Below are 22,101 nucleotides of genomic sequence, written 5' to 3' on the forward strand. Positions count from 1 at the left end.
GCTCACCATCCCAACCGCTGGAACATGATGGTCAGCACCGAGGCCGCGATCACCATCCAGATGATGGCCTGCACCACCGCGGCGGTGGTGGCGTCGCCCACGGCCTGGGCGCTGCGGCCGGCGTTCAGACCCTGGCGGCAGCCGGCCAGCGCAACCAGCAGCGCATAGACCGTCCCCTTGAGCAGGCCGATGCTCAGGTGGGTCAGGGTCAGCGCCTGGAAGCTGCGCACCAGGTATTCGGCCGGTTCCACCCGGTAGATGCCGACCGCCACCAGCCAGCCGGCGGCCACGCCGACGATGGCGGCGTACAGGGTCAGCAGCGGGGCCATCAACAGCATGGCCAGCACGCGGGGCAGCACCAGGTGTTCGACCGGCGTCAGCCCCAGCGAGGCCAGTGCGTCGATCTCTTCGTTGGCCTGCATGCTGCCCAGCTGGGCCGCGAAGGCCGCGCCCACCCGGCCGGCCAGGATGATGCCGGTCATCAGCGCCGCGATCTCCCGCACCACGCCGATCGTGACCAGGTCGGCGATGTAGATCTGCGCCCCCAGGCGTTGCAACTGGGCCGCGCCCATGTAGGCCACGATCAGGCCGACCAGAAAGCTCACCAGCGAGACGATGGGCAGGCTGGCCGGGCCGGTGGCGTGCAACTGGAACAGCAGGTCCTCGCTGCGCATCGCGGTGCGGCCGCGCAGGGCCCGGAACACCGCCAGCAGCACCTCGCCGATGAAACCCAGCGTCACCTCCAGGCGCTGCAGGGCCTGCGACAGCCCCTGGCCCACGCGGGCCAGCCAGCCGGCTGGCGGCGGTGGTGCGCTGGCCGGGGTGTCGGCGGCGCCGGCCAGGGCCAGCACCTCGCTCAGCCCGGGGGGCAGGGCTTGCCAGCGCAGCCGCGGGCCGGCTTCGCGGGCCAGTGTCCACAGCTGGGCTGCCAGCAGGCTGTCAAAGTGGGTGACAGCGCCCGCATCCACCAGCAGCGCCCCTTCGGCGGGCGCGGGCGGCAGCGGCACACGGCCCTCCCGGCAGTCTCCGCTCAGCGTGAGCCGGACGGTGTCATCCTGGCGCTGCCATTGCGGCAGGGACTCCGGCGGGAGAGGCTGGGGGGCGGAAGAAGACGCGGTCATGCCAAGAAGAAGGGACAGGGGGTCGACTTTAGTCGCACTGGGCCATGCCCCTCTCGGCCGAGCGCCCGGAAGCACGGTGGACGGGGTTGAAGCATTCGTGGAATGCGAAGTCTCATTTGAAAACACCTGTAAGCACAAGGTGGAGCCTTCGTGCATCATGGCGACTGGATCGCTTGTCTCCGGTCCGCATTGTTCATGCGCTTCGACCTCGTCACGCTCAACCTGGTGCTCGCCATCGCCGAGACCCGCAACATCACGCGGGCGGCGGAGCGCGAGCACCTGGCGCTGGCGGCGGCCAGCAAGCGCCTGAAGGATCTGGAAACCCGGCTCGGCGTGCAGCTCTTCGAGCGCCGGGCCCGGGGGGTGGAACCCACCGAGGCCGGCCGGGCGCTGGTGCGGCACATCCGCAGCCTGAACGCTTCGCTGCACGCGCTGGAAAGCGAAGTGGTCGAGTTCAGCCGCGGCATCAAGGGCCATCTGCGGGTGGCGGCCAATGCGGCGGCGATCGCCGAATCGCTGCCGGCCGATCTGGCGGCCTTCTCGCGCGAGCATCCGCAGATCCGCATCAGCCTGGAAGACCTGACCAGCGCCGAGGTGCAGGCCGCCGTGGCCGATGGCCGTGCCGACGTGGGCATCTTCGTCGGCCCCGCCACCGATGGCCGCCTGAGCACCTGGCCCTACCGCGCCGGCGATCTGGCGGTGGCCCTGCCGCGTGGCCATGTGCTGGCCGCCTCGGGCCAGGCGCTGAACTTTGACCAGCTGCTCGATTTCGACATCGTCGGCCTGCCCAGCGGGGCGTCCGTGCACCAACGCATGCTGCAGCGCGCCCTGGAGGCTGGCCGCACCCTGAACGCCCGGCTGCAGGTGCGGGGCTTCGATGCCATCGCCCAGCTGGTCGACGCCGGCCTGGGGGTGGCGGTGCTGCCCGCCGCCGTGGCCCAACGTTTTGCCCGCTTGTTCGCCATCGAGGTCCGTCCGCTGGACGAACCCTGGGCGCACCGGCGTTACCTGCTGGCGGCGCGCAGCCAGCCCGTGCTGCCCACCGTTGTGCAGCGCTTCATCGATGCCCTGGTGGCCCGTGCCGCCGAGACCTGAATCCCCGACAATTCCGCCCTTGGCGTTTCGCCAATCTGTTTCAGCCAACCCCGCCTCTGCCATGACCGCACGCACCCTCTACGACAAGCTGTGGGACGACCATGTCGTCCACACCGAGGACGACGGCACCGCCGTGCTCTACATCGACCGCCAGCTGCTGCATGAAGTGACCAGCCCGCAGGCCTTCGAAGGCCTGGACCTGGCCGGCCGCAAGGTCTGGCGTCTGTCGGCCAACCTGGCGGTGAGCGACCACAACGTGCCGACCACCGACCGCAGCCAGGGCATCGCCGACCCGGTCTCCAAGCTGCAGGTGGACACGCTGGACGCCAACTGCGACCGCAACGGCATCACCCAGTTCAAGATGGGCGATGTGCGCCAGGGCATCGTGCACGTGATCGGGCCGGAGCAGGGCGCCACGCTGCCCGGCATGACGGTGGTCTGCGGTGACAGCCACACCTCCACCCATGGCGCCTTCGGCGCGCTGGCGCACGGTATCGGCACCTCCGAAGTGGAGCACGTGCTAGCCACCCAGACCCTGCTGGCCAAGAAGGCCAAGAACATGCTGGTCAAGGTGGAAGGTCAGGTGGCCAAGGGCGTTGGCGCCAAGGACATCGTGCTGGCCATCATCGGCAAGATCGGCACGGCCGGCGGCACCGGCTACACCATCGAGTTCGCCGGCTCGGCCATCCGGGCCCTGAGCATGGAAGGCCGCATGACGGTGTGCAACATGGCCATCGAGGCCGGCGCCCGCGCCGGCCTGGTGGCGGTGGACGACACCACCCTCCGTTACGTCCAGGGCCGTCCCTTCAGCCCCAGCGGCGTGGAGCTTGAGCAGGCCATCGCCTACTGGCGCACGCTGCACTCCGACCCGGGCGCCCACTTCGACAAGGTGGTGGAGCTGGACGCCGCGCAGATCCGTCCGCAGGTCACCTGGGGCACCTCGCCCGAGATGGTGCTGTCCATCGAGGACCGCGTGCCCGATCCCGACAAGGAAAAGGACGCTGTCAAGCGCGACGCCATGGAACGCGCGCTGACCTACATGGGCCTGGAACCCAACAAGGCGTTGGCCGACGTGCGCATCGACAAGGTCTTCATCGGCTCCTGCACCAACAGCCGCATCGAGGACATGCGCGAGGCCGCCGCGGTGGTCAAGCGCGTGGGGGGCCGCATCGCCGCCAACGTCAAGCTGGCGCTGGTGGTGCCAGGCTCGGGCCTGGTGAAGGCACAGGCCGAGGCCGAGGGCCTGGACCAGGTCTTCAAGGCCGCGGGCTTCGAGTGGCGCGAGCCGGGCTGCAGCATGTGCCTGGCGATGAATGCCGACCGGCTGGAGCCGGGTGAGCGCTGCGCCTCCACCAGCAACCGCAACTTCGAAGGCCGTCAGGGCGCCGGTGGCCGCACCCACCTGGTGAGCCCGGCCATGGCCGCTGCCGCCGCGATGGCCGGCCATTTCGTCGATGTGCGCCGCATCGCCTGAAGGAGTTTGCCGTGATCAAGAAGCTGCTGTTCGTGCTGGCTGGTCTGTCGGTGGTGCTGCTGACCGCCTGCAACACCATGCGAGGGCATGGGCAAGGACATCCAGAAGGCCGGCGAGAGCATCGAAGGCGCGGCCAAGAAGAAGTGAGGCACTGACATGGACCAATTCACCGTGCACAAGGGCCTGGTGGCCCCGATGGACCGCGAGAACGTCGACACCGACGCGATCATCCCCAAGCAATTCCTGAAGTCGATCAAGCGGACTGGTTTCGGTCCCAACCTGTTCGACGAGTGGCGCTACCTGGACCACGGCGAGCCGGGGCAGGACCCGTCCACGCGCAAGCCGAACCCGGATTTCGTGCTGAACCAGCCGCGCTACCAGGGCGCTTCGGTGCTGCTGGCTCGGGCCAACTTCGGCTGCGGTTCCAGCCGCGAGCACGCGCCCTGGGCGCTGCAGCAGTATGGCTTTCGTGCCATCCTGGCGCCCAGCTTTGCCGACATCTTCTTCAACAACTGCTTCAAGAACGGCGTGCTGCCCATCGTGCTGCCGGCGTCGCAGATCGCCCGCCTGTTCGACGAGGTGGCGGCCTTCCCGGGCTACCAGCTGACCATTGACCTGCCGCGCCAGGTGGTGGTGAAGGCCGATGGCACGGAGCTGCCCTTCGAGGTCCAGCCCTTCCGCAAGTACTGTCTGGTCAACGGCTTTGACGACATCGGCCTGACCTTGCGCCACGCCGACAAGATCAAGGCCTACGAGGCCGAGCGCCTGGCCAAGATGCCCTGGCTGAACCACCGCCTGCCGGGCTGAGCGCACTGAACCGAAGAACCCCCAAGGAATTCCCATGAGCATGAAGATCGCCGTGTTGCCGGGTGACGGCATCGGCACCGAAATCGTCGCCGAGGCCATCAAGGTCCTGAAGGTGCTGGACCTGCCCTTCGAGATGGAAGAGGCCAAGGTGGGCGGTGCCGCCTACGAGGCCCACGGCCACCCGCTGCCCGAGAGCACGCTGGCCCTGGCCGAGTCGGCCGACGCCATCCTGTTCGGCGCGGTGGGCGACTGGAAGTACGACACCCTGGACCGCCCGCTGCGTCCCGAGCAGGCCATCCTGGGCCTGCGCAAGCACCTGGGCCTGTTCGCCAACTTCCGCCCGGCCCTGTGCTACGAGCAGCTGACCCACGCCTCGAGCCTCAAGCCCGAGCTGGTGGCCGGCCTGGACATCCTGATCATCCGCGAGCTGACCGGCGACATCTACTTCGGGCAGCCGCGCGGCCGCCGCACCGCGGTGGACGGGCACTTCCCCGGCGCCGAAGAGGCCTTCGACACCATGCGCTACTCGCGCCCGGAGATCGAGCGCATCGCCCACGTCGCCTTCCAGGCCGCCCGCAAGCGTGGCAAGAAGGTCACCAGCGTCGACAAGGCCAATGTGCTGGAGACCTTCCAGTTCTGGAAGGACGTGGTCACCGAGGTCCACAAGGACTACCCGGACGTCGAGCTCGAGCACATGTACGTGGACAACGCGGCCATGCAACTGGTGCGCGCGCCCAAGAAGTTCGACGTGGTGGTGACCGGCAACATGTTCGGCGACATCCTCTCGGACGAGGCCGCGATGCTGACCGGCTCCATCGGCATGCTGCCCTCAGCCTCGCTCAATGCCGAGAACCGCGGCCTGTACGAACCCAGCCATGGCAGTGCGCCGGACATTGCCGGCAAGGGGATTGCCAACCCTTTGGCTACAATTCTGTCCGCTGCCATGATGCTCCGTTTTTCCCTCCAACAGCCTGAGGCCGCCGACCGGATCGAGTCGGCTGTGCGCGCTGTGCTGGCCGCGGGCTATCGCACCGTGGACATCTGGAGCGAGGGCACCCAGAAGGTGGGCACGCGTGAGATGGGTGATGCGGTCGTGGCCGCGATCACCGGCAAAACCATTACCAAGAGCTGACAGCTCGGTTTCGTCTCGCCCCCACACCCTGGACCCCGGCGAACGAGCCGGGGGAGTCAGGGGTCCGGGACAACACGCTTCACAAGGAAACTGGAAATGGCACTCGTAGGTTTGGTCGGCTGGCGCGGCATGGTCGGCTCGGTCCTGATGGACCGCATGCAGGCGGAGAACGACTTCGCCCACTTCGAACCCCTGTTCTTCTCGACCTCCAACGCCGGCGGCCAGGCCCCGGCCCAGGCCAAGAACGAAACCAAGCTGCAGGACGCCTTCGACATCGACGCGCTCAAGCGCTGCGACATCATCGTCACCTGCCAGGGCGGCGACTACACCACCGAGGTCTTCCCCAAGCTGCGCGCCGCGGGCTGGGCCGGTCACTGGATCGACGCCGCCTCGACGCTGCGCATGAAGGACGACGCCATCATCGTCCTGGACCCGGTCAACCTGCCGGTGATCAAGGATTCGATCGCCAAGGGCGGCAAGAACTGGATCGGCGGCAATTGCACCGTCTCCTGCATGCTGATGGGGGTGGGCGCGCTCTACAAGGCCGGCCTGGTCGAGTGGATGTCCACCCAGACCTACCAGGCCGCCTCCGGTGGCGGTGCCCAGCACATGCGCGAACTGCTGACCCAGTTCGGCACGCTGAACGCCGAGGTCAAGGCCCTGCTGGACGACCCCAAGAGCGCCATCCTCGAGATCGACCGCAAGGTCATCGCCAGGCAGCGCAGCCTGTCGGCCGCTGAAACCGCCAACTTCGGCGTGCCGCTGGGCGGTTCGCTGATTCCCTGGATCGACAAGGACCTGGGCAACGGCGTCAGCCGCGAAGAGTGGAAGGGCATGGCCGAGACCAACAAGATCCTCGGCCAGGGCGAGGGTTTCGGCACCGCCGCGGTGCCGGTGGACGGCTTCTGCGTGCGCGTGGGGGCCATGCGCTGCCACAGCCAGGCCCTGACCTTCAAACTCAAGAAGGACGTGCCGGTGGCTGACCTGGAAGCCATGATCGCCGCCGACAACGCGTGGGTGAAGGTGGTGCCCAACACCCGGGAAGCCACCATGAAGGACCTGACGCCAGTGGCCACCACCGGCACGCTCACGATTCCCGTGGGCCGCATCCGCAAGATGGCGATGGGCCCGGAGTACGTGGGCGCCTTCACCATCGGCGACCAGCTCCTGTGGGGGGCGGCCGAACCGCTGCGCCGCATGCTGCGCATCCTGCTGGAAGCTTGATGTCGATCGCTTCGGAGACCGACCGGGCCGGATAGGCTGGCGTCGGTGCTTCGATCCTTCGACTGGGTTGGATCGGGCGTTGCCGCAGGGCAACGCCCGTTTCTTTGCCTGTTACGAAATGCGACGGGGAGCGGAAAGTCAGGCCTGCTTAGGGATTAGATGAGTTTGGCAAGCTATATGCTTGATACATTGCGGTTTTCCTGCCGCCTGCTGCTGCCTGTGGCGCTGTGGTCGGCCTGCCCACGTCGTTGAGGTCAAGTCTCCTCACAGCTTTGACGGATTGCGATTTCGGAGACGCTTTGAAGAATTCCACTCTCCCTGTCCGCGGCTATCTGCTCAGCGCCGTTGGCGCGGCGGCTCTGCTGCTTTGCCATACCTCGGCCTTGGCCTTCAGTCTGGGGCGCATGACGGTTCAATCGGCCTTGGGTGAGAACCTGCGTGCCGAGATCGACGTCAGCAACCTGACGCCCGAGGAAGCTGCGACGCTGCACAGCGCGATCGCTTCTCCGGAGGCCTTCCGGGCCGCCGGGGTGGATTTCAACCCCGCCCTGAGTGGTGCGGAGGCCTCGCTGCAAAAGCGCAGCGATGGCCGCGCCGTCATCCGGATCGTCGGCTCGCGGGCGGTGTCCGAGCCTTTCGTCGACCTGATCCTGAACCTCAACTGGTCGGGTGGGCGCCTGCAGCGCTCCTACACCTTGCTGATCGACCCGCCGGTCACCAGGTCACCTTCGGCGCCGCCGGCGCCCTCGACGTCCACGGTGCTGTCGCCCGTTCCCAGCCGTGCGCCGGCGCCGTCCCGGGCGGGGGCCGAGCCGGCACCCAAGCCCGTGGCAGCGGCGCCGCGGCCGGCCCCGGAGCGTGCTCCCGCGGCGGCGCCCAAGTCCGAGACCGGTGGCGGCGAGTCCTACCGTGTGCGCAACGGCGATACCTTGTCGTCGATCGCGGGCCGGCACACCCCGTCTGGCGTGTCGCTGGACCAGATGCTGGTCAGCCTGTACCGCGGCAACCCGCAGGCCTTCGCCGGCAAGAACATGAACCGCCTGAAGGCGGGGGCCACGCTGGCCTTGCCCGACGCGCAGACGGCGGGCGGCATTTCGCGCGAAGAGGCGCGCCAGGTCATCCAGGCCCAGAGTGCCGATTTCGCAGCCTTCCGCCAGCGGCTTGCCCAGGGGGCGCCGGCCGTCAAGTCGGCCGAGCCGGAGCGTCAGGCCAGTGGCAAGGTCGAGGCGGCGGTGCAGGACCGCAAGGCAGCGGCCTCGGCCACGGCCGACCAGTTGACCCTGTCCCGTTCGGCCGTCAAACCCGGCGCAGAGGCCAAGGTGTCCAAGGACACCGAACGCAAGGCCGCCGAGGCGCGCGTGGCGGAGTTGTCGCGCAATGTCGAGGAGCTGAAGAAGCTCTCGGCCGGGACGGCGGTGGCCGGGGGCGGCGCCTCTGCGCCGCAGAAGCCGGGGGTGGCGGTGGCCGCCAACACGGCGTCGACGCCAGCCTCGGCGGCGGTGGCGCCCAGCGCCGTGGCGCCGGCCAGTGCCGCCGCTTCGATGCCGTCCAGCGTCGCCTCTGCCGTGGCGCAGACCGCGTCGCTGCCGGCCTCGACGCCCGCCAAGCGCAAGGCGCCGCCGGTGGCCCCCCCGGCCCCGGTGCAGGAGGAAGGCTTCCTGGCCTCGCTGATGGACAACCCGATCGTGCCGGTCGCGGGCATCAGCATCGTGGCGCTGCTGGCGGGGCTGGGGGTGACCCGGCTGCTGCGGCGTCGCAAGCAGAGTGGTGGCAGCGAAACCTCGTTCGTCGAGAGCAAGATGCAGCCGGACTCCTTCTTCGGCGTCAGCGGCGGGCAGCGGGTGGACACCCGCGACGGAGCCAACAGCTCGTCCTCCTCGCTGAGCTATTCGCTGAGCCAGCTGGACGCCATCGGTGACGTGGATCCGGTGGCCGAGGCCGATGTGTACCTGGCCTATGGCCGCGACCTGCAGGCCGAAGAGATCCTGAAGGAAGCACTGCGGGCTGATCCGGGCCGCGTGGCCATCCGTGTCAAGCTGCTGGAGGTCTACGCCAAGCGGGCCGATCCCAAGAGCTTCGAGATCCAGGCGCGCCAAGTGCAAGAGATGGTCGGCGGTGTGGGCGAAGAATGGGAGAAGGCCAAGGAACTGGGCCGCCAGGTGGACCCGGCCAACCCGCTGTACGCCCAGGTGGGGCCGATCACCGAAGTCGACATCGACACCTCGTCCGAGCCGCCGCCCGATCTGCGGGGGGATCCCGAACCCGCGCCGTTCGCCGCCTCGCTGGCAGCGGCCTTGCCGGCCGCCCCGGTGGCGTCGTCTGCGGACGTCCAGGACACCCAGCCTTCGGTGCTGCCGCCGCTGGATCTGGACATCGATCTGGAATCGGCGTCCAAGCTGACCGGCCTGGAGAGCACACAGCCGCTGGCGACCGCCTCGGGGGAACTGCCCGATCTGCCTTCGCTGGAGCCGCATGGGCTGGCCGAGACGGCACCTGAGCCGGCCGCTGATCTGTCCCTGGCCGATGACCTCGGCGCGCTGCCTTCTTTCGAGGCCATGCCGGAAGAGCCTGCGTTGGCCGTGGCGCCCGCGACCGAAGAGGAAGCCCTGCCGCAGCCGGAGGTGGAAGCGGTGAGCGACAGCAAGGCCATGGATTTCGATTTCGGGGATCTGTCGCTGGACCTGGGGGGCGCCGCACCGGCCGCTGCCTCGGACGAGGTGACCACGGCCTCGCCGCCTTCGCTGGACCTGCCGGACGCCGCGCCGGCACCGGCCCAGCCGGCCGCGGGCGAGACCGAGGCAGACTTCACCGATTCGATCGCTTTCGACCTGGAAGGCGACCAGTCGGATCCGCTGCAGCGCAAGGTCGAACTGGCGGATGAGTTCCGTCGGATCGGCGATGTGGAAGGGGCGCGGGATCTGCTGGAGGAGGTGGTCAGCAAGGCCGCCGAACCGCTGCGCAGCAAGGCGCAGGCCATGCTGGATGAGCTTGGCTGATACCGCAGTGGCTGGCGTGCCACCGCACGCCGGCCCGGCGGCGCGGCGCATCGCCCTGGGCGTCGCCTACCGGGGCGATGCCTACCACGGCTGGCAGAGCCAGCCCAGTGGCCGCACAGTGCAGGATCATCTGGAAAAGGCCTTGTCGCGGTTCGCGGCCATGCCAGTGCAGACCGTGTGCGCCGGGCGCACCGACACCGGGGTGCACGGCCTCAACCAGGTGGTGCACCTGGACACGCCGCTGCACCGGGAGCCGTTTTCCTGGGTGCGCGGCACCAACCGCTATCTGCCGTCGGACATCGCGGTGCAGTGGGCCCAGGAGGTTCCCAGGAGCTTCCATGCCCGCAACAGCGCCCGAGGGCGGCGCTACTGCTACCTGGTGCTGGAGTCCCCGGTGCGTCCCGCCATCGAGCGGGGCGGGGTGGGCTGGGTGTTCCGTCCCCTGGACGGCGAGGCGATGCGGGCCGCAGCGGCCAGCCTGATCGGCGAGCACGACTTCAGTTCCTTCCGCTCGGCCGAATGTCAGGCGCTGTCGCCCGTCAAGCGCATGGACCGGATCGGCATCGAGCGGCGCGGGGCCTACTGGCGCTTCGAGTTCGAGGCGGTGGCCTTTTTGCACCACATGGTGCGCAACCTGATGGGCTGTCTGGTGGCCATCGGCACCGGCACCCGGCCGCCTGGCTGGATGGCCGAGGTGCTGGCGGCCCGATCCCGCGACGCCGCGGCACCCACCTTTGCGCCAGACGGGCTTTACTTTCTGGGGCCGAATTACGATGCGGAACTGGATCTGCCGCGGCACACGCCCGCGATGGACTGGCTGCCTTGAACCTGCCCAAACACTGACATGCGTCCTGCTGCTGGAACCCCGACCCGCATCAAGATCTGCGGCCTGACCCGCGAGGCGGATGTCGCAGCCGCGGTGGCCGCCGGCGCCGACGCCATCGGCTTCGTGCTCTACCCACGCAGCCCGCGGGCCGTCACTGCCGAGCGGGCCGGCGTGCTGGCCCGTCTGCTGCCGCCATTCGTCACCCCGGTGCTGCTGTTCGTGAATGCGACGGACGAGGAGATCGCTCAGGGTGTGGCGGCGGTGCCCCAGGCCTTGCTGCAGTTCCACGGCGATGAGGCGCCTGGGGACTGTGACCGCGCCGGCCGGCCTTACCTGCGTGCGGCGCGGATGGCGCCCGGATTCGATTTGTTAAACTTCGCCGCTCTCTACCCCCGTGCCAGCGGATTGCTGCTGGATGCCCATGTCGACGGCTACGGGGGCGGTGGAAAGGCATTTGATTGGTCGCTCATTCCCGCCAACGTTCCCTCTCCGGTCGTTTTGTCTGGTGGGTTGAATCCTGCAAACGTGATCGATGGGGTGATGCACGTCCGGCCCTGGGCCGTTGACGTCAGCAGCGGCGTGGAAGCGGCCAAGGGCATCAAGGATGCCGGGCTGATGCGCCGGTTCTGCGAGGCGGTGCGCGAGGCCGATGCCCGCATCGCCGATGCACTCACCTGATTGCCAAGGATTCTTTGACCATGTTCGAGTACCACCAGCCCGATGCGTCGGGCCACTTCGGGCCGTATGGCGGCCGCTTCGTTTCCGAGACGCTGACCCATGCGCTCGACGAGTTGCAGGCTGCCTACGAGCACTATCGTCAGGACCCGGAGTTCCAGCGCGAGTACGCCTACGAGCTCAAGCACTTCGTCGGCCGGCCCAGCCCGATCTACCACGCCGCGCGCCTGTCGCGCGAGGTGGGGGGCGCGCAGATCTACCTCAAGCGTGAGGACCTGAACCACACCGGCGCCCACAAGGTGAACAACACCATCGGCCAGGCCCTGCTGGCCCGCCGCATGGGCAAGCCGCGCGTCATCGCCGAAACCGGTGCCGGCCAGCACGGCGTGGCCACGGCCACCGTCTGCGCCCGCTACGGCATGGAGTGCGTGGTCTACATGGGCTCCGAAGACGTCAAGCGCCAGAGCCCCAATGTCTACCGCATGCACCTGCTGGGCGCCAAGGTGGTGCCGGTGGAGAGCGGCAGCAAGACGCTGAAGGACGCGCTCAACGAGGCGCTGCGCGACTGGGTCACCAACGTCGAGAACACCTTCTACATCATCGGCACGGTGGCCGGCCCGGCCCCGTACCCGGCGATGGTGCGCGACTTCCAGCGCATCATCGGCGATGAGTGTCTGGTGCAGATGCCTGAGATGCTGGGCGGCGACCGCCAGCCCGATGTCGTCGTGGCGGCGGTGGGCGGTGGCAGCAATGCCATGGGCATCTTCTACCCCTACATCCCGTATGAGAACGTGCGCCTGATTGGTGTCGAGGCGGCGGGGCTGGGCCTGGAGAGCGGCAAGCACGCGGCCAGCATCTCTGCCGGTACGCCGGGTGTGCTGCACGGCAACCGCACCTATCTGATGCAGGACGACAATGGCCAGATCATCGAGACGCACTCGGTCTCGGCCGGCCTGGACTATCCCGGCGTCGGCCCCGAACACGCTTATCTGCACGACATCGGCCGGGCCGAATATGTGGGCTGCACCGACGACGAGGCGCTGACCGCCTTCCACCGTCTGTGCCGCACCGAAGGCATCATCCCGGCGCTGGAATCCAGCCACGCCGTGGCCTACGCCATGAAGCTGGCCGCCACCATGCGACCGGACCAGCATGTGCTGGTCAACCTCTCCGGCCGGGGCGACAAGGACATCAACACCGTCGCGAAGCTGGCGGGCCTGGAGGGCATCGCATGAGCCGCATTGCCATCACCTTCGAGAAGCTCGGCGCGTCCGGGCGCAAGGCGCTGATTCCCTACATCTGTGCGGGCGACCCGTTCGCCGATGGGACCGTGGAGTTGATGCATGCCCTGGCCGCCGGCGGCGCTGACGTGATCGAGTTGGGCGTGCCCTTCTCGGACCCGATGGCCGACGGCCCGGTGATCCAGAAGGCCGCCGAGCGTGCGCTGGCCAAGGGCATCGGCATGGTGCAGGTGCTGGACATGGTCCGCAGCTTTCGCCAGAAGGATGCCACCACGCCCGTCGTGCTGATGGGCTATGCCAACCCGGTGGAGCGCTACGACCAGAAGCACGGCGCCGACGCCTTTGTGAAGGACGCCGCCGCAGCCGGGGTCGATGGCGTGCTGATCGTGGACTACCCGCCCGAGGAATGCGCCGAATTCGCGGCCAAGCTAAAGGCACAGGGCCTGGACCTGATTTTCCTGCTGGCGCCCACCTCGACCGAGGCCCGCATGGCCCAGGTCGGCCAGATCGCCACCGGTTATGTCTACTACGTCTCGCTCAAGGGCGTGACGGGGGCCGGGAACCTCGACACCGCCGCGGTGGCCGAGGCCGTGCCGCGCATCCGCCGGCATGTCAAGGTGCCGGTGGGCGTGGGCTTCGGCATCCGGGATGCCGCTTCGGCCCAGGCCGTGGGCCGGGTGTCGGACGGCGTGGTCATCGGGTCGCGCCTGATTCAGCTGATTGAACACGAGTCTGCGGACCGCGTGCCTGCCGTTGCGACGGCTTTCGTGCGGGATATCCGCCATGCACTGGATGCGCTATAAACGCGCGTCGTTTTGAAAGGAGCCTTGATCCATGAGCTGGCTTGAAAAACTGCTGCCACCGAAAATCCAGCACACTGACCCGAGCGAACGCCGCTCGGTCCCGGAAGGCCTGTGGATCAAGTGCCCCTCCTGCGAGTCGGTGCTCTACAAGACCGACCTGGAAGGCAACCAGAACGTCTGCCCCAAGTGCAGCCACCACCACCGCATCGGGGCACGGGCGCGTCTGGATGCCTTTCTGGATGCCGAGGGCCGTTACGAGATCGGTCAGGAAGTGCTGCCGATCGATGCCCTGAAGTTCAAGGACAGCAAGAAGTACCCGGACCGGCTGAAGGCGGCGCTCGAATCCACCGGGGAGACCGATGCCCTGATCGTGATGGGTGGCGCCGTGATGAGCGTGCCGGTGGTCACGGCCTGCTTCGAGTTCGACTTCCTGGGCGGCTCGATGGGCTCGGTCGTGGGCGAGCGCTTCGTGCGCGGCGTGGAGGCCGCCATCGAGCAGAAGGTGCCCTTCATCAGCTTTGCCGCCAGCGGTGGTGCCCGCATGCAGGAAGGCCTGCTGAGCCTGATGCAGATGGCCAAGACCAATGCGGCGCTGACCTACCTGGCCAAGGCCAAGTTGCCCTACATCAGCGTGCTGACCGACCCGACCATGGGCGGGGTCTCGGCCAGCTTTGCCTTTGTGGGCGACGTGGTGATCGCCGAGCCCAAGGCCTTGATCGGCTTTGCCGGCCCGCGCGTGATCGAGAACACCGTGCGCGAGAAGCTGCCGGAGGGCTTCCAGCGCGCCGAGTTCCTGGTCACCAAGGGCGCGATCGACATGATCGTCGACCGCCGGCAACTGCGCCAAACCATTGCTCAGCAACTGGCCATGTTGCAGCGCCAGAGCGCCGACGCCGTCGCCTGAGTATCCTGTCGCCTTTCGATGCGCCCCGGTCCGCGCGCAGCGGCCCGGGGCGTTGCATTTGAAGAGTCCCTGACGTGTCCCTGCCTGCTACTCTCGACGACTGGCTCGCCCACTGCGAGCGCCTGCACCCCAAGACCATCGACATGACGCTGGACCGCGTGAAGGCGGTCAAGGAGCGTCTGGGTCTGCACTTCGACTGCCCGGTGATCGCCGTGGCGGGCACCAATGGCAAGGGCTCCACCTGCGCCATGATCGACAGCGTTGCCCGGGCGGCGGGCTGGCGGGTGGGGCTCTACAGCAAGCCGCATCTGGTGCACTTCGAGGAGCGCTGCCGCATCAATGGCGAGCAGATCGCCGCCGAGGCGTTGGTGCCCCATTTCGCGGCCGTGGAAGCGGCCCGCGGCGACATCACGCTGACCTATTTTGAATTCACCTTGCTGGCGATTGCCCGGGCACTGGCGGCCGCCCAGCTGGATCTGGTGATCCTGGAGGTGGGCATGGGCGGCCGACTGGACGCCGTCAATGCCTTTGACGCCGATTGCAGCGTGATCACCAGCGTGGACATTGACCACGTCGAATACCTGGGGCCGGACCGCGAGAGCATTGGTCGGGAGAAGGCCGGCATCCTGCGCGCCGGCCGGCCCGCCATCATCGCGGACCCGGTGCCGCCCGCCAGTGTGATCGCTGCCGGTGAAGCCCTGGGCGCGGATCTTTGGCTGGCCGGGCGAGATTTCAACCAGCAGGGCGACCGCCAGCAGTGGTCCTGGAGCGGGCGAGGGCGGCGCTACCACGCGCTGTCCTACCCGGCGCTGCGGGGGGCCAACCAGTTGCTCAATGCGGCAGGGGCTCTGGCGGCCCTGGAAGCCTTGCGTGACCGGGTGCCGGTGACGGCCCAGGCCGTGCGCGTCGGCCTGGCCACGGTTGAGTTGCCTGGGCGTTTCCAGATCGTGCCGGGCCAGCCTGCGCTGGTGCTTGATGTCGCGCACAACGCCCAGTCCGTGGGGGCGCTGGCGCTGAATCTGGACCAGATGGGCTTCTTCCCGCGCACCATCGCGGTGTTGGGGGCCATGCACGACAAGGACCTGCACAGCCTGGTGGCCCGGATGGCGCCCCTGGTGGACGTGTGGCATGTGACGGATCTGCCGCTGCCCCGGGCCGCCACGGCACAGGAGCTGGCGGCCATCGTGGCGGAGGCCGCGCCCAGCGCGCCGCCGGCCCAATGTCACGAGGCGCCCGCCGAGGCCCTGGCCTCGGCCCTGAAGGCGGCAGACCCGGCTGATAGAATTGTGGTCTTCGGCTCGTTCTACACCGTGGGCGGCGTGCTGAAGGCGGGGCTGCCCCGACTCGGCGCACCGCACCAGGCGTGACGGCCAGCCGTCGCGCGTGAGGATCTGACTGCTCCACCCCAGCCCCGTCTGCCCGAACGCACGCAGCTGCCACGCATGGGATTGCTCTCCAAGTTCAAGATTCGCCGCACCGACCCGTCTGCCGCCCCGCGCGGAGGCGCCGTCGACCCTGTCGAGCAGGTGCGTGAGGCCCGCCTGAAGGCGCGCCGCCGTCTGATCGGCGTCACGCTGCTGCTGGTGGCCGGCATCATCGGCTTTCCCCTGCTGTTCGAGACCCAGCCGCGGCCGATTCCTGTCGACATCCCGATCGAGATTCCTTCCCGGGAGGCGGCTGCGCCGCTGCAGGCGGCGGCCAAGCCGGTGCCGGCTCCCGCCTCGGCTGCGGTACCTGCCCCCACCGAACCTTCACCCAGCGAGGTGCCACAGGAGGTGGTGGAGCCGACCGTGCATCCATCTGCGCCGCCGGCACCTGTTGTGCTGCCACCTGCGCCAGTGAAGGCACCGATGGTGGCCCCGGAGACCCCGCCGAAGAAGGCCGAGGCAACGGCCCACAAGGACAAGGCTGCTGCGGAACCGAAACCGGCTGACAGCAAGGCGCCCCATGCCGGCAAGGAGGCCAAGGACAGCAAGGCCAAGGACGCGAAGGGCACGGATGGCAAGAGCGCCGATCTGAAGCCGGTCAAAGACAGCAAGACCACCGAGACCAAGACCGCCAAGGACGTCAAGGCGACAGACAGCAAGGGTGCCAAGACCGACAGCAAGCCGGTGCCGGCCAAGGCCGATGCGCCGAGCAATGCCAAGACGGCAGACGTCAAAACCCCGGACACCCAGTCGGACGAGGGGCGTTTCGTCGTCCAGATCGGCGCCTTCGCCGAAGCCAACAGCGCCCGTGATGCGCGTGGCAAGGTCGAGCTGCTGGGCCTGTCCACCTACACCCAGGTGATCGAATCTGCCAGCGGGCGGCGCATCCGGGTGCGGGTGGGGCCGTTCGCCACCAAGGCCGATGCCGACAAGGCGGCTGCGCGGATCAAGTCGGCCGGCCTGCAGGCGGCGGTGCTCAAGCTCTGAGGCTGGCATGACGCTGACGAACAGCCTGTCCCCGCTGGATGCGGTGCTGTTGGTGCTGGTGCTGCTGTCCGTCGCGGTCGGCCTCTGGCGGGGGCTGGTCTTCGAGGTGATGTCGCTGGCCGGCTGGGTGGTGGCCTGGTGGGTGGCCAGCCACGGGGCCGAGGCCGCTGGGCACTGGGTGCCGCTGGGCGAGGAGGGCGGTGCGCTGCGCCTCGGGGGCGGTTTCCTGCTGGCCTTTGCGGTCACGCTGCTGGCCTGGGGTCTGGCGAGCCGCCTCGTCAAGCTGCTGATCACCGCCACGCCGCTGACCGTGCCGGACCGGGTGCTGGGCGGGGGCTTCGGGCTGCTGCGCGGAGTGCTGCTGCTGCTGGTGCTGGTCACGGTGGTGGGCTGGACCCCCCTGGCCGGCTCGGATGGCTGGCGTGCCTCCCGGGTGGTGGGCTGGACCCTGGTCCTGCACCAGGCGGTCGAACCCTGGCTGCCCCAACCGTCGCAGGCGGCTTCGCCCGCGGCGCACTTTCTGAATCTTTCCTCCTCTTGAACGGATCCTCCCCATGTGCGGCATCGTCGGCGTGATTTCCAACCAGCCGGTCAACCAACTCATCTACGACGCACTGCTGCTGCTGCAGCACCGCGGCCAGGATGCGGCCGGTATCGTCACCATGCAGGACACCAAGTGCTACATGCACAAGGCTCGCGGCATGGTGCGTGACGTCTTCCGCACCCGCAACATGCGGGCGCTGCCGGGCAATGTCGGCCTGGGGCAGGTGCGGTACCCGACCGCCGGCAATGCCTACAGCGAGGAAGAGGCGCAGCCCTTCTACGTCAATGCTCCGTTCGGCATCGTGCTGGTGCACAACGGCAACCTGACCAATGCCCACGCACTGAAGACGGAGCTGTTCGACATCGACCGCCGCCACATCAACACCGAGAGCGACACCGAGGTGCTGATCAACATCCTGGCGCACGAGTTGGAACAGAAAGCCCGTGACCTGCCGCTGACGCCCGAGCAGGTGTTCAAAGCGGTCGAGGGGGTGCACAAGCGCATCAAGGGCTCGTACGCGGTGATCGCGCTGATCGCCGGCTACGGCCTGCTGGCCTTCCGCGACCCGTTCGGCATCCGCCCGCTGTGCCTGGGCACCATCGACACCCCCGAAGGCCAGGAGGTGATGGTGGCCAGCGAGTCGGTCACGCTGGAGGGCACAGGCCACAAGATCCTGCGCGACGTGGCGCCGGGCGAGGCCATCTTCGTCGACATGCAGGGCCAGATCCACGCCCGCCAGTGTGCGGAGAACCCGACGCTCAACCCCTGCATGTTCGAGTTCGTCTACCTGGCCCGTCCCGACTCGGTGATGGACGGCGTCTCGGTCTACCAGGCCCGCCTGAACATGGGCGAGACGCTGGCGCAGCGCCTGATCTCGACGATGCCACCCTCCGAGATCGACGTGGTGATTCCCATCCCGGAATCCAGCCGTCCGTCGGCGATGCAACTGGCCCAGAAGATCGGCAAGCCCTACCGCGAGGGTTTCGTGAAGAACCGCTACGTGGGCCGTACCTTCATCATGCCGGGTCAGTCGGTGCGCAAGAAAAGCGTGCGCCAGAAGCTCAACGCCATCGGCGTGGAGTTCAAGGGGCGCAACGTGCTGCTGGTGGACGATTCGATCGTGCGGGGCACCACGTCCAAGGAGATCGTGCAGATGGCCCGGGAGGCCGGTGCCAACAAGGTCTACATGGCCTCGGCCGCGCCGCCGGTGCGCTATCCGAACGTCTACGGCATCGACATGCCGACGCAGGAAGAACTGGTGGCCCACGGTCGCACGATTGAGGAGATCCGCCAGTTCATCGGCGCCGATGCGCTGATCTACCAGGATGTGGATGCGATGAAGCGCGTGGTGCATGCGCTCAATCCGTCGCTCCGGGGCTTCGAGGCCTCGTGCTTTGATGGCCACTACGTCACCGGTGATGTGTCGGTGGAAGATTTCGCGACGATGAAGGCGCAGCGCGCCTCCCAGCCCGAAGAAGAAGAAGGACCGGCACGCACCCGCCTGGCCCTGCAAAGCGGAGAAAGTGCGCAATGAGCGAGAAGAAACGTCTGCCCCATGTCGAGCTGCCCGAGGGAGTGGGTCTGTCCACCCGGGCCTTGCGCGAGGGTCTGCCGCCGTCGCAGTGGGGTGAGAACTCCGAGGCGCTGTACCTGACCAGCAGCTTCGTCTACCCGGATGCGGCCACGGCGGCGCGCCGCTTCGCCGACGAGGAAGAGGCCTTCACCTACAGCCGCTTCACCAACCCGACGGTGATGATGATGGAACGCCGTCTGGCGGCGCTGGAAGGCACGACCGGCTGCATGGCCACCAGCAGCGGCATGGGCGCCATCACGCTGCTGGCGATGGGCCTGCTGAAGGCGGGGGACCATGTGGTCTGCTCGCGCAGCGTGTTCGGCTCAACGATCAAGTTGCTGGGCGACATCTTCGGCCGTTTTGGCGTCGAGTCGACCTTTGTCTCGCAGACCGATGTGGCCGAGTGGCGCGCCGCGCTGCGGCCCACCACGCGCCTGCTGTTTGCCGAATCGCCGACCAATCCGCTGACCGAGGTCTGCGACATCGCCGCACTGGCCGAGCTGGCCCATGGCGCCGGGGCGTGGCTCGCGGTGGACAACTGCTTCTGCTCGCCGGCGCTGCAACAGCCCGCCAAGTGGGGGGCGGACTTCATCATCCACTCCGGCACCAAGTACCTGGACGGGCAGGGGCGGGTGATCGCCGGAGCCGTCTGCGGGCCCGAAGAGTTGCTGCATGCCAAGCTGCTGCCGGTGCAGCGCTCGGCCGGCCTGACGCTCTCGCCCTTCAACGCCTGGGTGGTGCTCAAGGGCATGGAGACCCTGGTGGTGCGCATGAAGGCCCAAAGCGCCAATGCGCTGGCCGTGGCCCAATGGCTGGAAGCCCAGCCGGCCGTGGCGCGGGTGTACTACCCAGGGCTGCCGTCGCACCCGCAGCATGCGCTGGCGATGAAGCAGCAGTCCGGCCTGGGCGCGGCCGTGGTGTCCTTCGAGGTCAAGGGCGACAGCCCTGAGCAGTTGCGCCAGAACGCCTTTGCCGTGCTGGACGCGGCCCGAGTGTGCTCGCGCACGACCAACCTGGGTGACACCAAGACCACCATCAGCCACCCGGCGACCACCTCGCATGGCCGCCTCACCGAGGCCCAGCGGCAAGCCGCCGGCATTGGTCAGGGCCTGATCCGCCTGGCGGTCGGCCTGGACGACGTGCCCGACATCACGACCGACCTGGCGCGCGGCCTCGACACGATTTGAAGCTTTCCATGACTCAGAAGATCCGTACCCGCATCGCCCCGTCGCCGACGGGCTTCCTCCACCTGGGCACTGCCCGCACGGCCCTGTTCTCGTGGGCCTTCGCGCGCCACTTTGGCGGCGAGTTCGTGCTGCGCATCGAAGACACTGACGTCGCCCGTTCGACCCAGGCCTCGGTCGAGCAGATCCTGGAAGCGATGCAGTGGCTGGGCCTGGACTATGACGAGGGCCCGTTCTACCAGATGCAGCGCCTGGAGCGTTACCAGGCGATCGCCGAGCAGCTGGTGGCCGACGGCAAGGCCTACCGCTGCTATTGCACGCCCGAGGAGCTGGACGCCATGCGCGAGGCCCAGAAGGCCCGCGGCGAAAAGACCGGCTATGACGGCCGCTGGCGCCCCGAGCCGGGCAAGGTGCTGCCGCCGATCCCGGACGGGGTGAAGCCGGTGATCCGCTTCCGCAACCCGGCCGATGGCGACGTCACCTGGAACGACCTGGTCAAGGGCCCGATCTCGATCAGCAACCGTGAGATCGACGACCTGATCATCGTGCGCCCGGACGGGGTGCCAACCTACAACTTCGCCGTGGTGGTCGACGACTGGGACATGGACATCACCCATGTGTTCCGGGGCGACGAGCACGTCAACAACACGCCCTGGCAGATCAACATCTTCCGTGCCCTGGGCGCGCCGCTGCCGCAGTTCGGCCATGTGCCGGTGATCCTCGGCGACGACGGCCTGAAGCTGTCCAAGCGCCGCGGTGCCGTCAGCGTGACCGCCTACGAGGAAATGGGCTACCTGCCCGAGGCGATGCTGAACTACCTGGCCCGTCTGGGCTGGAGCCATGGGGACGACGAGCTGTTCACCCGTGAGCAGCTGGTGGCCTGGTTCGATGGCGAGCACCTGTCCAAGAGCCCGGCCCAGTGGGACGCGGCCAAGCTGGCCTGGGTCAATGCCCAGTACATGAAGCACGCCGACGATGCGCGGCTGGCGGGTCTGGCGGCCGGGCAGCTGCGCCGCAAGGGTCTGGTGGTCGAGGATGGCCAGGTGAGCCCTGCGATGACGGCGCTGTTCAAGGACCGTTGCACGACGACCGTGGACCTGGCCGACTGGCTGGCGATGTACTTCGGGCCGGTGGCCGCCTCTGAAGAGGACCGTGCCCACCACCTGACCGAGGCGGTGAAGCCGGCGCTGGCCGCGTTGGCGGCCCGGCTGGCCGAGGTGGCGTGGGAGAAGACGGCGATCAACCAGGCCATCAAGGACACCATCCACGAGCACGGTCTGAAGATGCCGCAACTGGCCATTCCGGTGCGGGTGCTGGTGTGCGGGCGGGCGCAAACGCCGTCGGTGGATGCTGTGTTGTCGTTGTTCGATCGCGCAACTGTCATCGAACGCTTGCAATCTTTTTGAAATTGCGCATATACTTTCAGTCTTGCTTGAACGGCGAAACCGAATTCAGCAATGCTCCTGAAGCGTTTCGGGAGTGGCGCGAAGAGGGGGTATAGCTCAGCTGGGAGAGCGCTTGCATGGCATGCAAGAGGTCAGCGGTTCGATCCCGCTTACCTCCACCAACACCGGTGGCGTCGTTAAAGCAGGTTCTTGGCGCCCTTCGTCTAGAGGCCTAGGACACAACCCTTTCACGGTTGGTACAGGGGTTCGAATCCCCTAGGGCGTACCAGTTCACTGGTCAGGTTCGTTGAAGCCTGGAGCTGTCGGCAACGCAGCTTGAAGTTCAGCACCACTGCGGAGTGGTAGTTCAGTTGGTTAGAATACCGGCCTGTCACGCCGGGGGTCGCGGGTTCGAGTCCCGTCCACTCCGCCACCGAACAGCAGCGCCTGCTGGAAGCAATTCCCGCAGGCGTTTCAGATTCGATGTTGTCATCGACCCGTTGGGGGTATAGCTCAGCTGGGAGAGCGCTTGCATGGCATGCAAGAGGTCAGCGGTTCGATCCCGCTTACCTCCACCATCCGGCGATGACGGCAACGGACCTTGCGCCCTTCGTCTAGAGGCCTAGGACACAACCCTTTCACGGTTGGTACAGGGGTTCGAATCCCCTAGGGCGTACCAGTTTGGACTGGTCAGGTGGCTGAC

The 22,101-nt window shown here is 67.8% G+C and carries 19 protein-coding genes and 5 tRNA genes; 23 read left to right on the forward strand and 1 reads right to left on the reverse strand.

Translation table 11 applies throughout. The annotated features are described in order from the left end of the window. Positions 1-2: 2 nt before the first annotated feature. The gene (locus KGA65_RS06245) at positions 3-1,121 is read right to left on the reverse strand and encodes an ABC transporter permease (protein ID WP_225862294.1); all 1,119 of its coding nucleotides are present in this window, start codon (positions 1,119-1,121) and stop codon (positions 3-5) included. 195 nt (positions 1,122-1,316) lie between these two features. On the opposite strand from KGA65_RS06245, the gene KGA65_RS06250 reads away from it, so the two are divergent. The 23 genes from KGA65_RS06250 (at position 1,317) to KGA65_RS06360 (ending at position 22,077) form a co-directional block, all read left to right on the forward strand. Continuing rightward, positions 1,317-2,216, forward strand: coding sequence for a LysR family transcriptional regulator (locus tag KGA65_RS06250; protein ID WP_225862295.1), 900 nt, complete (start codon positions 1,317-1,319; stop codon positions 2,214-2,216). Positions 2,217-2,277: 61 nt separating this feature from the next. Further along, positions 2,278-3,690: a 3-isopropylmalate dehydratase large subunit gene (gene leuC, locus KGA65_RS06255; RefSeq protein WP_225862296.1), complete on the forward strand. Its 1,413-nt coding sequence runs from the start codon at positions 2,278-2,280 to the stop codon at positions 3,688-3,690. 11 nt (positions 3,691-3,701) lie between these two features. Beyond that, positions 3,702-3,845 (forward strand): hypothetical protein, encoded by a 144-nt coding sequence (locus KGA65_RS21220; RefSeq protein WP_445666953.1) that lies wholly within the window; start codon positions 3,702-3,704, stop codon positions 3,843-3,845. Position 3,846: 1 nt separating this feature from the next. Further along, positions 3,847-4,497, forward strand: a complete 651-nt coding sequence (leuD, locus tag KGA65_RS06265) for a 3-isopropylmalate dehydratase small subunit (protein WP_225862297.1) — start codon at positions 3,847-3,849, stop codon at positions 4,495-4,497. A gap of 40 nt (positions 4,498-4,537) precedes the next feature. After that, positions 4,538-5,629: a 3-isopropylmalate dehydrogenase gene (gene leuB / locus KGA65_RS06270; protein ID WP_225862647.1), complete on the forward strand. Its 1,092-nt coding sequence runs from the start codon at positions 4,538-4,540 to the stop codon at positions 5,627-5,629. Between the two features lie 96 nt (positions 5,630-5,725). Next, positions 5,726-6,853, forward strand: coding sequence for an aspartate-semialdehyde dehydrogenase (gene asd, locus KGA65_RS06275; RefSeq protein ID WP_225862298.1), 1,128 nt, complete (start codon positions 5,726-5,728; stop codon positions 6,851-6,853). A gap of 404 nt (positions 6,854-7,257) precedes the next feature. Further along, on the forward strand, positions 7,258-9,849 hold the full coding sequence (locus KGA65_RS06280) for a FimV/HubP family polar landmark protein (protein WP_225862299.1): 2,592 nt from the start codon (positions 7,258-7,260) through the stop codon (positions 9,847-9,849). Beyond that, positions 9,836-10,675, forward strand: a complete 840-nt coding sequence (gene truA / locus KGA65_RS06285) for a tRNA pseudouridine(38-40) synthase TruA (RefSeq protein WP_225862300.1) — start codon at positions 9,836-9,838, stop codon at positions 10,673-10,675. The genes KGA65_RS06280 and truA overlap by 14 nt, the downstream gene beginning before the upstream one ends. Positions 10,676-10,693: 18 nt before the next feature. Further along, the gene (locus tag KGA65_RS06290) at positions 10,694-11,353 is read left to right on the forward strand and encodes a phosphoribosylanthranilate isomerase (protein WP_225862301.1); all 660 of its coding nucleotides are present in this window, start codon (positions 10,694-10,696) and stop codon (positions 11,351-11,353) included. Between the two features lie 20 nt (positions 11,354-11,373). Further along, the gene (gene trpB, locus KGA65_RS06295; protein ID WP_225862302.1) at positions 11,374-12,585 is read left to right on the forward strand and encodes a tryptophan synthase subunit beta; all 1,212 of its coding nucleotides are present in this window, start codon (positions 11,374-11,376) and stop codon (positions 12,583-12,585) included. Beyond that, a complete protein-coding gene (gene trpA / locus KGA65_RS06300; protein WP_225862303.1) occupies positions 12,582-13,394 on the forward strand; it encodes a tryptophan synthase subunit alpha in 813 nt (270 codons plus the stop codon). The genes trpB and trpA overlap by 4 nt, the downstream gene beginning before the upstream one ends. A 31-nt stretch (positions 13,395-13,425) precedes the next feature. Further along, entirely contained in the window at positions 13,426-14,298 is an 873-nt protein-coding gene (gene accD, locus KGA65_RS06305; protein ID WP_225862304.1) for an acetyl-CoA carboxylase, carboxyltransferase subunit beta, read from the forward strand. Between the two features lie 74 nt (positions 14,299-14,372). Continuing rightward, entirely contained in the window at positions 14,373-15,665 is a 1,293-nt protein-coding gene (gene folC / locus KGA65_RS06310; RefSeq protein WP_225862305.1) for a bifunctional tetrahydrofolate synthase/dihydrofolate synthase, read from the forward strand. Positions 15,666-15,740: 75 nt separating this feature from the next. Further along, complete coding sequence (locus KGA65_RS06315; RefSeq protein WP_225862306.1) at positions 15,741-16,712, forward strand: SPOR domain-containing protein; 972 nt, start codon at positions 15,741-15,743, stop codon at positions 16,710-16,712. Between the two features lie 7 nt (positions 16,713-16,719). Beyond that, the gene (locus tag KGA65_RS06320; protein ID WP_225862307.1) at positions 16,720-17,253 is read left to right on the forward strand and encodes a CvpA family protein; all 534 of its coding nucleotides are present in this window, start codon (positions 16,720-16,722) and stop codon (positions 17,251-17,253) included. 13 nt (positions 17,254-17,266) lie between these two features. Then, positions 17,267-18,790, forward strand: a complete 1,524-nt coding sequence (gene purF / locus KGA65_RS06325) for an amidophosphoribosyltransferase (protein WP_225862308.1) — start codon at positions 17,267-17,269, stop codon at positions 18,788-18,790. Further along, on the forward strand, positions 18,787-20,016 hold the full coding sequence (locus KGA65_RS06330) for an O-succinylhomoserine sulfhydrylase (protein ID WP_225862309.1): 1,230 nt from the start codon (positions 18,787-18,789) through the stop codon (positions 20,014-20,016). The genes purF and KGA65_RS06330 overlap by 4 nt, the downstream gene beginning before the upstream one ends. An 8-nt stretch (positions 20,017-20,024) precedes the next feature. After that, on the forward strand, positions 20,025-21,419 hold the full coding sequence (gene gltX, locus KGA65_RS06335; RefSeq protein WP_225862310.1) for a glutamate--tRNA ligase: 1,395 nt from the start codon (positions 20,025-20,027) through the stop codon (positions 21,417-21,419). An 85-nt stretch (positions 21,420-21,504) separates the two neighbouring features. Next, a tRNA-Ala gene (locus KGA65_RS06340) sits at positions 21,505-21,580 on the forward strand. Positions 21,581-21,611: 31 nt separating this feature from the next. After that, a tRNA-Glu gene (locus tag KGA65_RS06345) sits at positions 21,612-21,687 on the forward strand. A gap of 67 nt (positions 21,688-21,754) precedes the next feature. Next, positions 21,755-21,831 (forward strand) — tRNA-Asp (locus KGA65_RS06350). 69 nt (positions 21,832-21,900) lie between these two features. Further along, a tRNA-Ala gene (locus KGA65_RS06355) sits at positions 21,901-21,976 on the forward strand. A gap of 25 nt (positions 21,977-22,001) precedes the next feature. Next, positions 22,002-22,077 (forward strand) — tRNA-Glu (locus tag KGA65_RS06360). Positions 22,078-22,101: the final 24 nt, after the last annotated feature.

This window comes from Ideonella benzenivorans (genome assembly GCF_020387415.1).
Lineage (GTDB): Bacteria > Pseudomonadota > Gammaproteobacteria > Burkholderiales > Burkholderiaceae_C > Ideonella > Ideonella benzenivorans.

What these genes read in the sequence shown, in the direction of transcription:
- truA (WP_225862300.1), top strand. Translation starts at nt 9,836, where the DNA reads ATGAGCTTGGCTGATACCGCAGTGGCTGGCGTGCCACCGCACGCCGGC.
- leuD (WP_225862297.1), top strand. Translation starts at nt 3,847, where the DNA reads ATGGACCAATTCACCGTGCACAAGGGCCTGGTGGCCCCGATGGACCGC.
- KGA65_RS06290 (WP_225862301.1), top strand. Translation starts at nt 10,694, where the DNA reads ATGCGTCCTGCTGCTGGAACCCCGACCCGCATCAAGATCTGCGGCCTG.
- KGA65_RS06245 (WP_225862294.1), bottom strand. Translation starts at nt 1,121, where the DNA reads ATGACCGCGTCTTCTTCCGCCCCCCAGCCTCTCCCGCCGGAGTCCCTG.
- accD (WP_225862304.1), top strand. Translation starts at nt 13,426, where the DNA reads ATGAGCTGGCTTGAAAAACTGCTGCCACCGAAAATCCAGCACACTGAC.
- trpB (WP_225862302.1), top strand. Translation starts at nt 11,374, where the DNA reads ATGTTCGAGTACCACCAGCCCGATGCGTCGGGCCACTTCGGGCCGTAT.
- KGA65_RS06280 (WP_225862299.1), top strand. Translation starts at nt 7,258, where the DNA reads ATGACGGTTCAATCGGCCTTGGGTGAGAACCTGCGTGCCGAGATCGAC.
- KGA65_RS06320 (WP_225862307.1), top strand. Translation starts at nt 16,720, where the DNA reads ATGACGCTGACGAACAGCCTGTCCCCGCTGGATGCGGTGCTGTTGGTG.
- KGA65_RS06250 (WP_225862295.1), top strand. Translation starts at nt 1,317, where the DNA reads ATGCGCTTCGACCTCGTCACGCTCAACCTGGTGCTCGCCATCGCCGAG.
- KGA65_RS06315 (WP_225862306.1), top strand. Translation starts at nt 15,741, where the DNA reads ATGGGATTGCTCTCCAAGTTCAAGATTCGCCGCACCGACCCGTCTGCC.
- trpA (WP_225862303.1), top strand. Translation starts at nt 12,582, where the DNA reads ATGAGCCGCATTGCCATCACCTTCGAGAAGCTCGGCGCGTCCGGGCGC.
- asd (WP_225862298.1), top strand. Translation starts at nt 5,726, where the DNA reads ATGGCACTCGTAGGTTTGGTCGGCTGGCGCGGCATGGTCGGCTCGGTC.
- gltX (WP_225862310.1), top strand. Translation starts at nt 20,025, where the DNA reads ATGACTCAGAAGATCCGTACCCGCATCGCCCCGTCGCCGACGGGCTTC.
- leuC (WP_225862296.1), top strand. Translation starts at nt 2,278, where the DNA reads ATGACCGCACGCACCCTCTACGACAAGCTGTGGGACGACCATGTCGTC.
- leuB (WP_225862647.1), top strand. Translation starts at nt 4,538, where the DNA reads ATGAAGATCGCCGTGTTGCCGGGTGACGGCATCGGCACCGAAATCGTC.
- KGA65_RS06330 (WP_225862309.1), top strand. Translation starts at nt 18,787, where the DNA reads ATGAGCGAGAAGAAACGTCTGCCCCATGTCGAGCTGCCCGAGGGAGTG.
- purF (WP_225862308.1), top strand. Translation starts at nt 17,267, where the DNA reads ATGTGCGGCATCGTCGGCGTGATTTCCAACCAGCCGGTCAACCAACTC.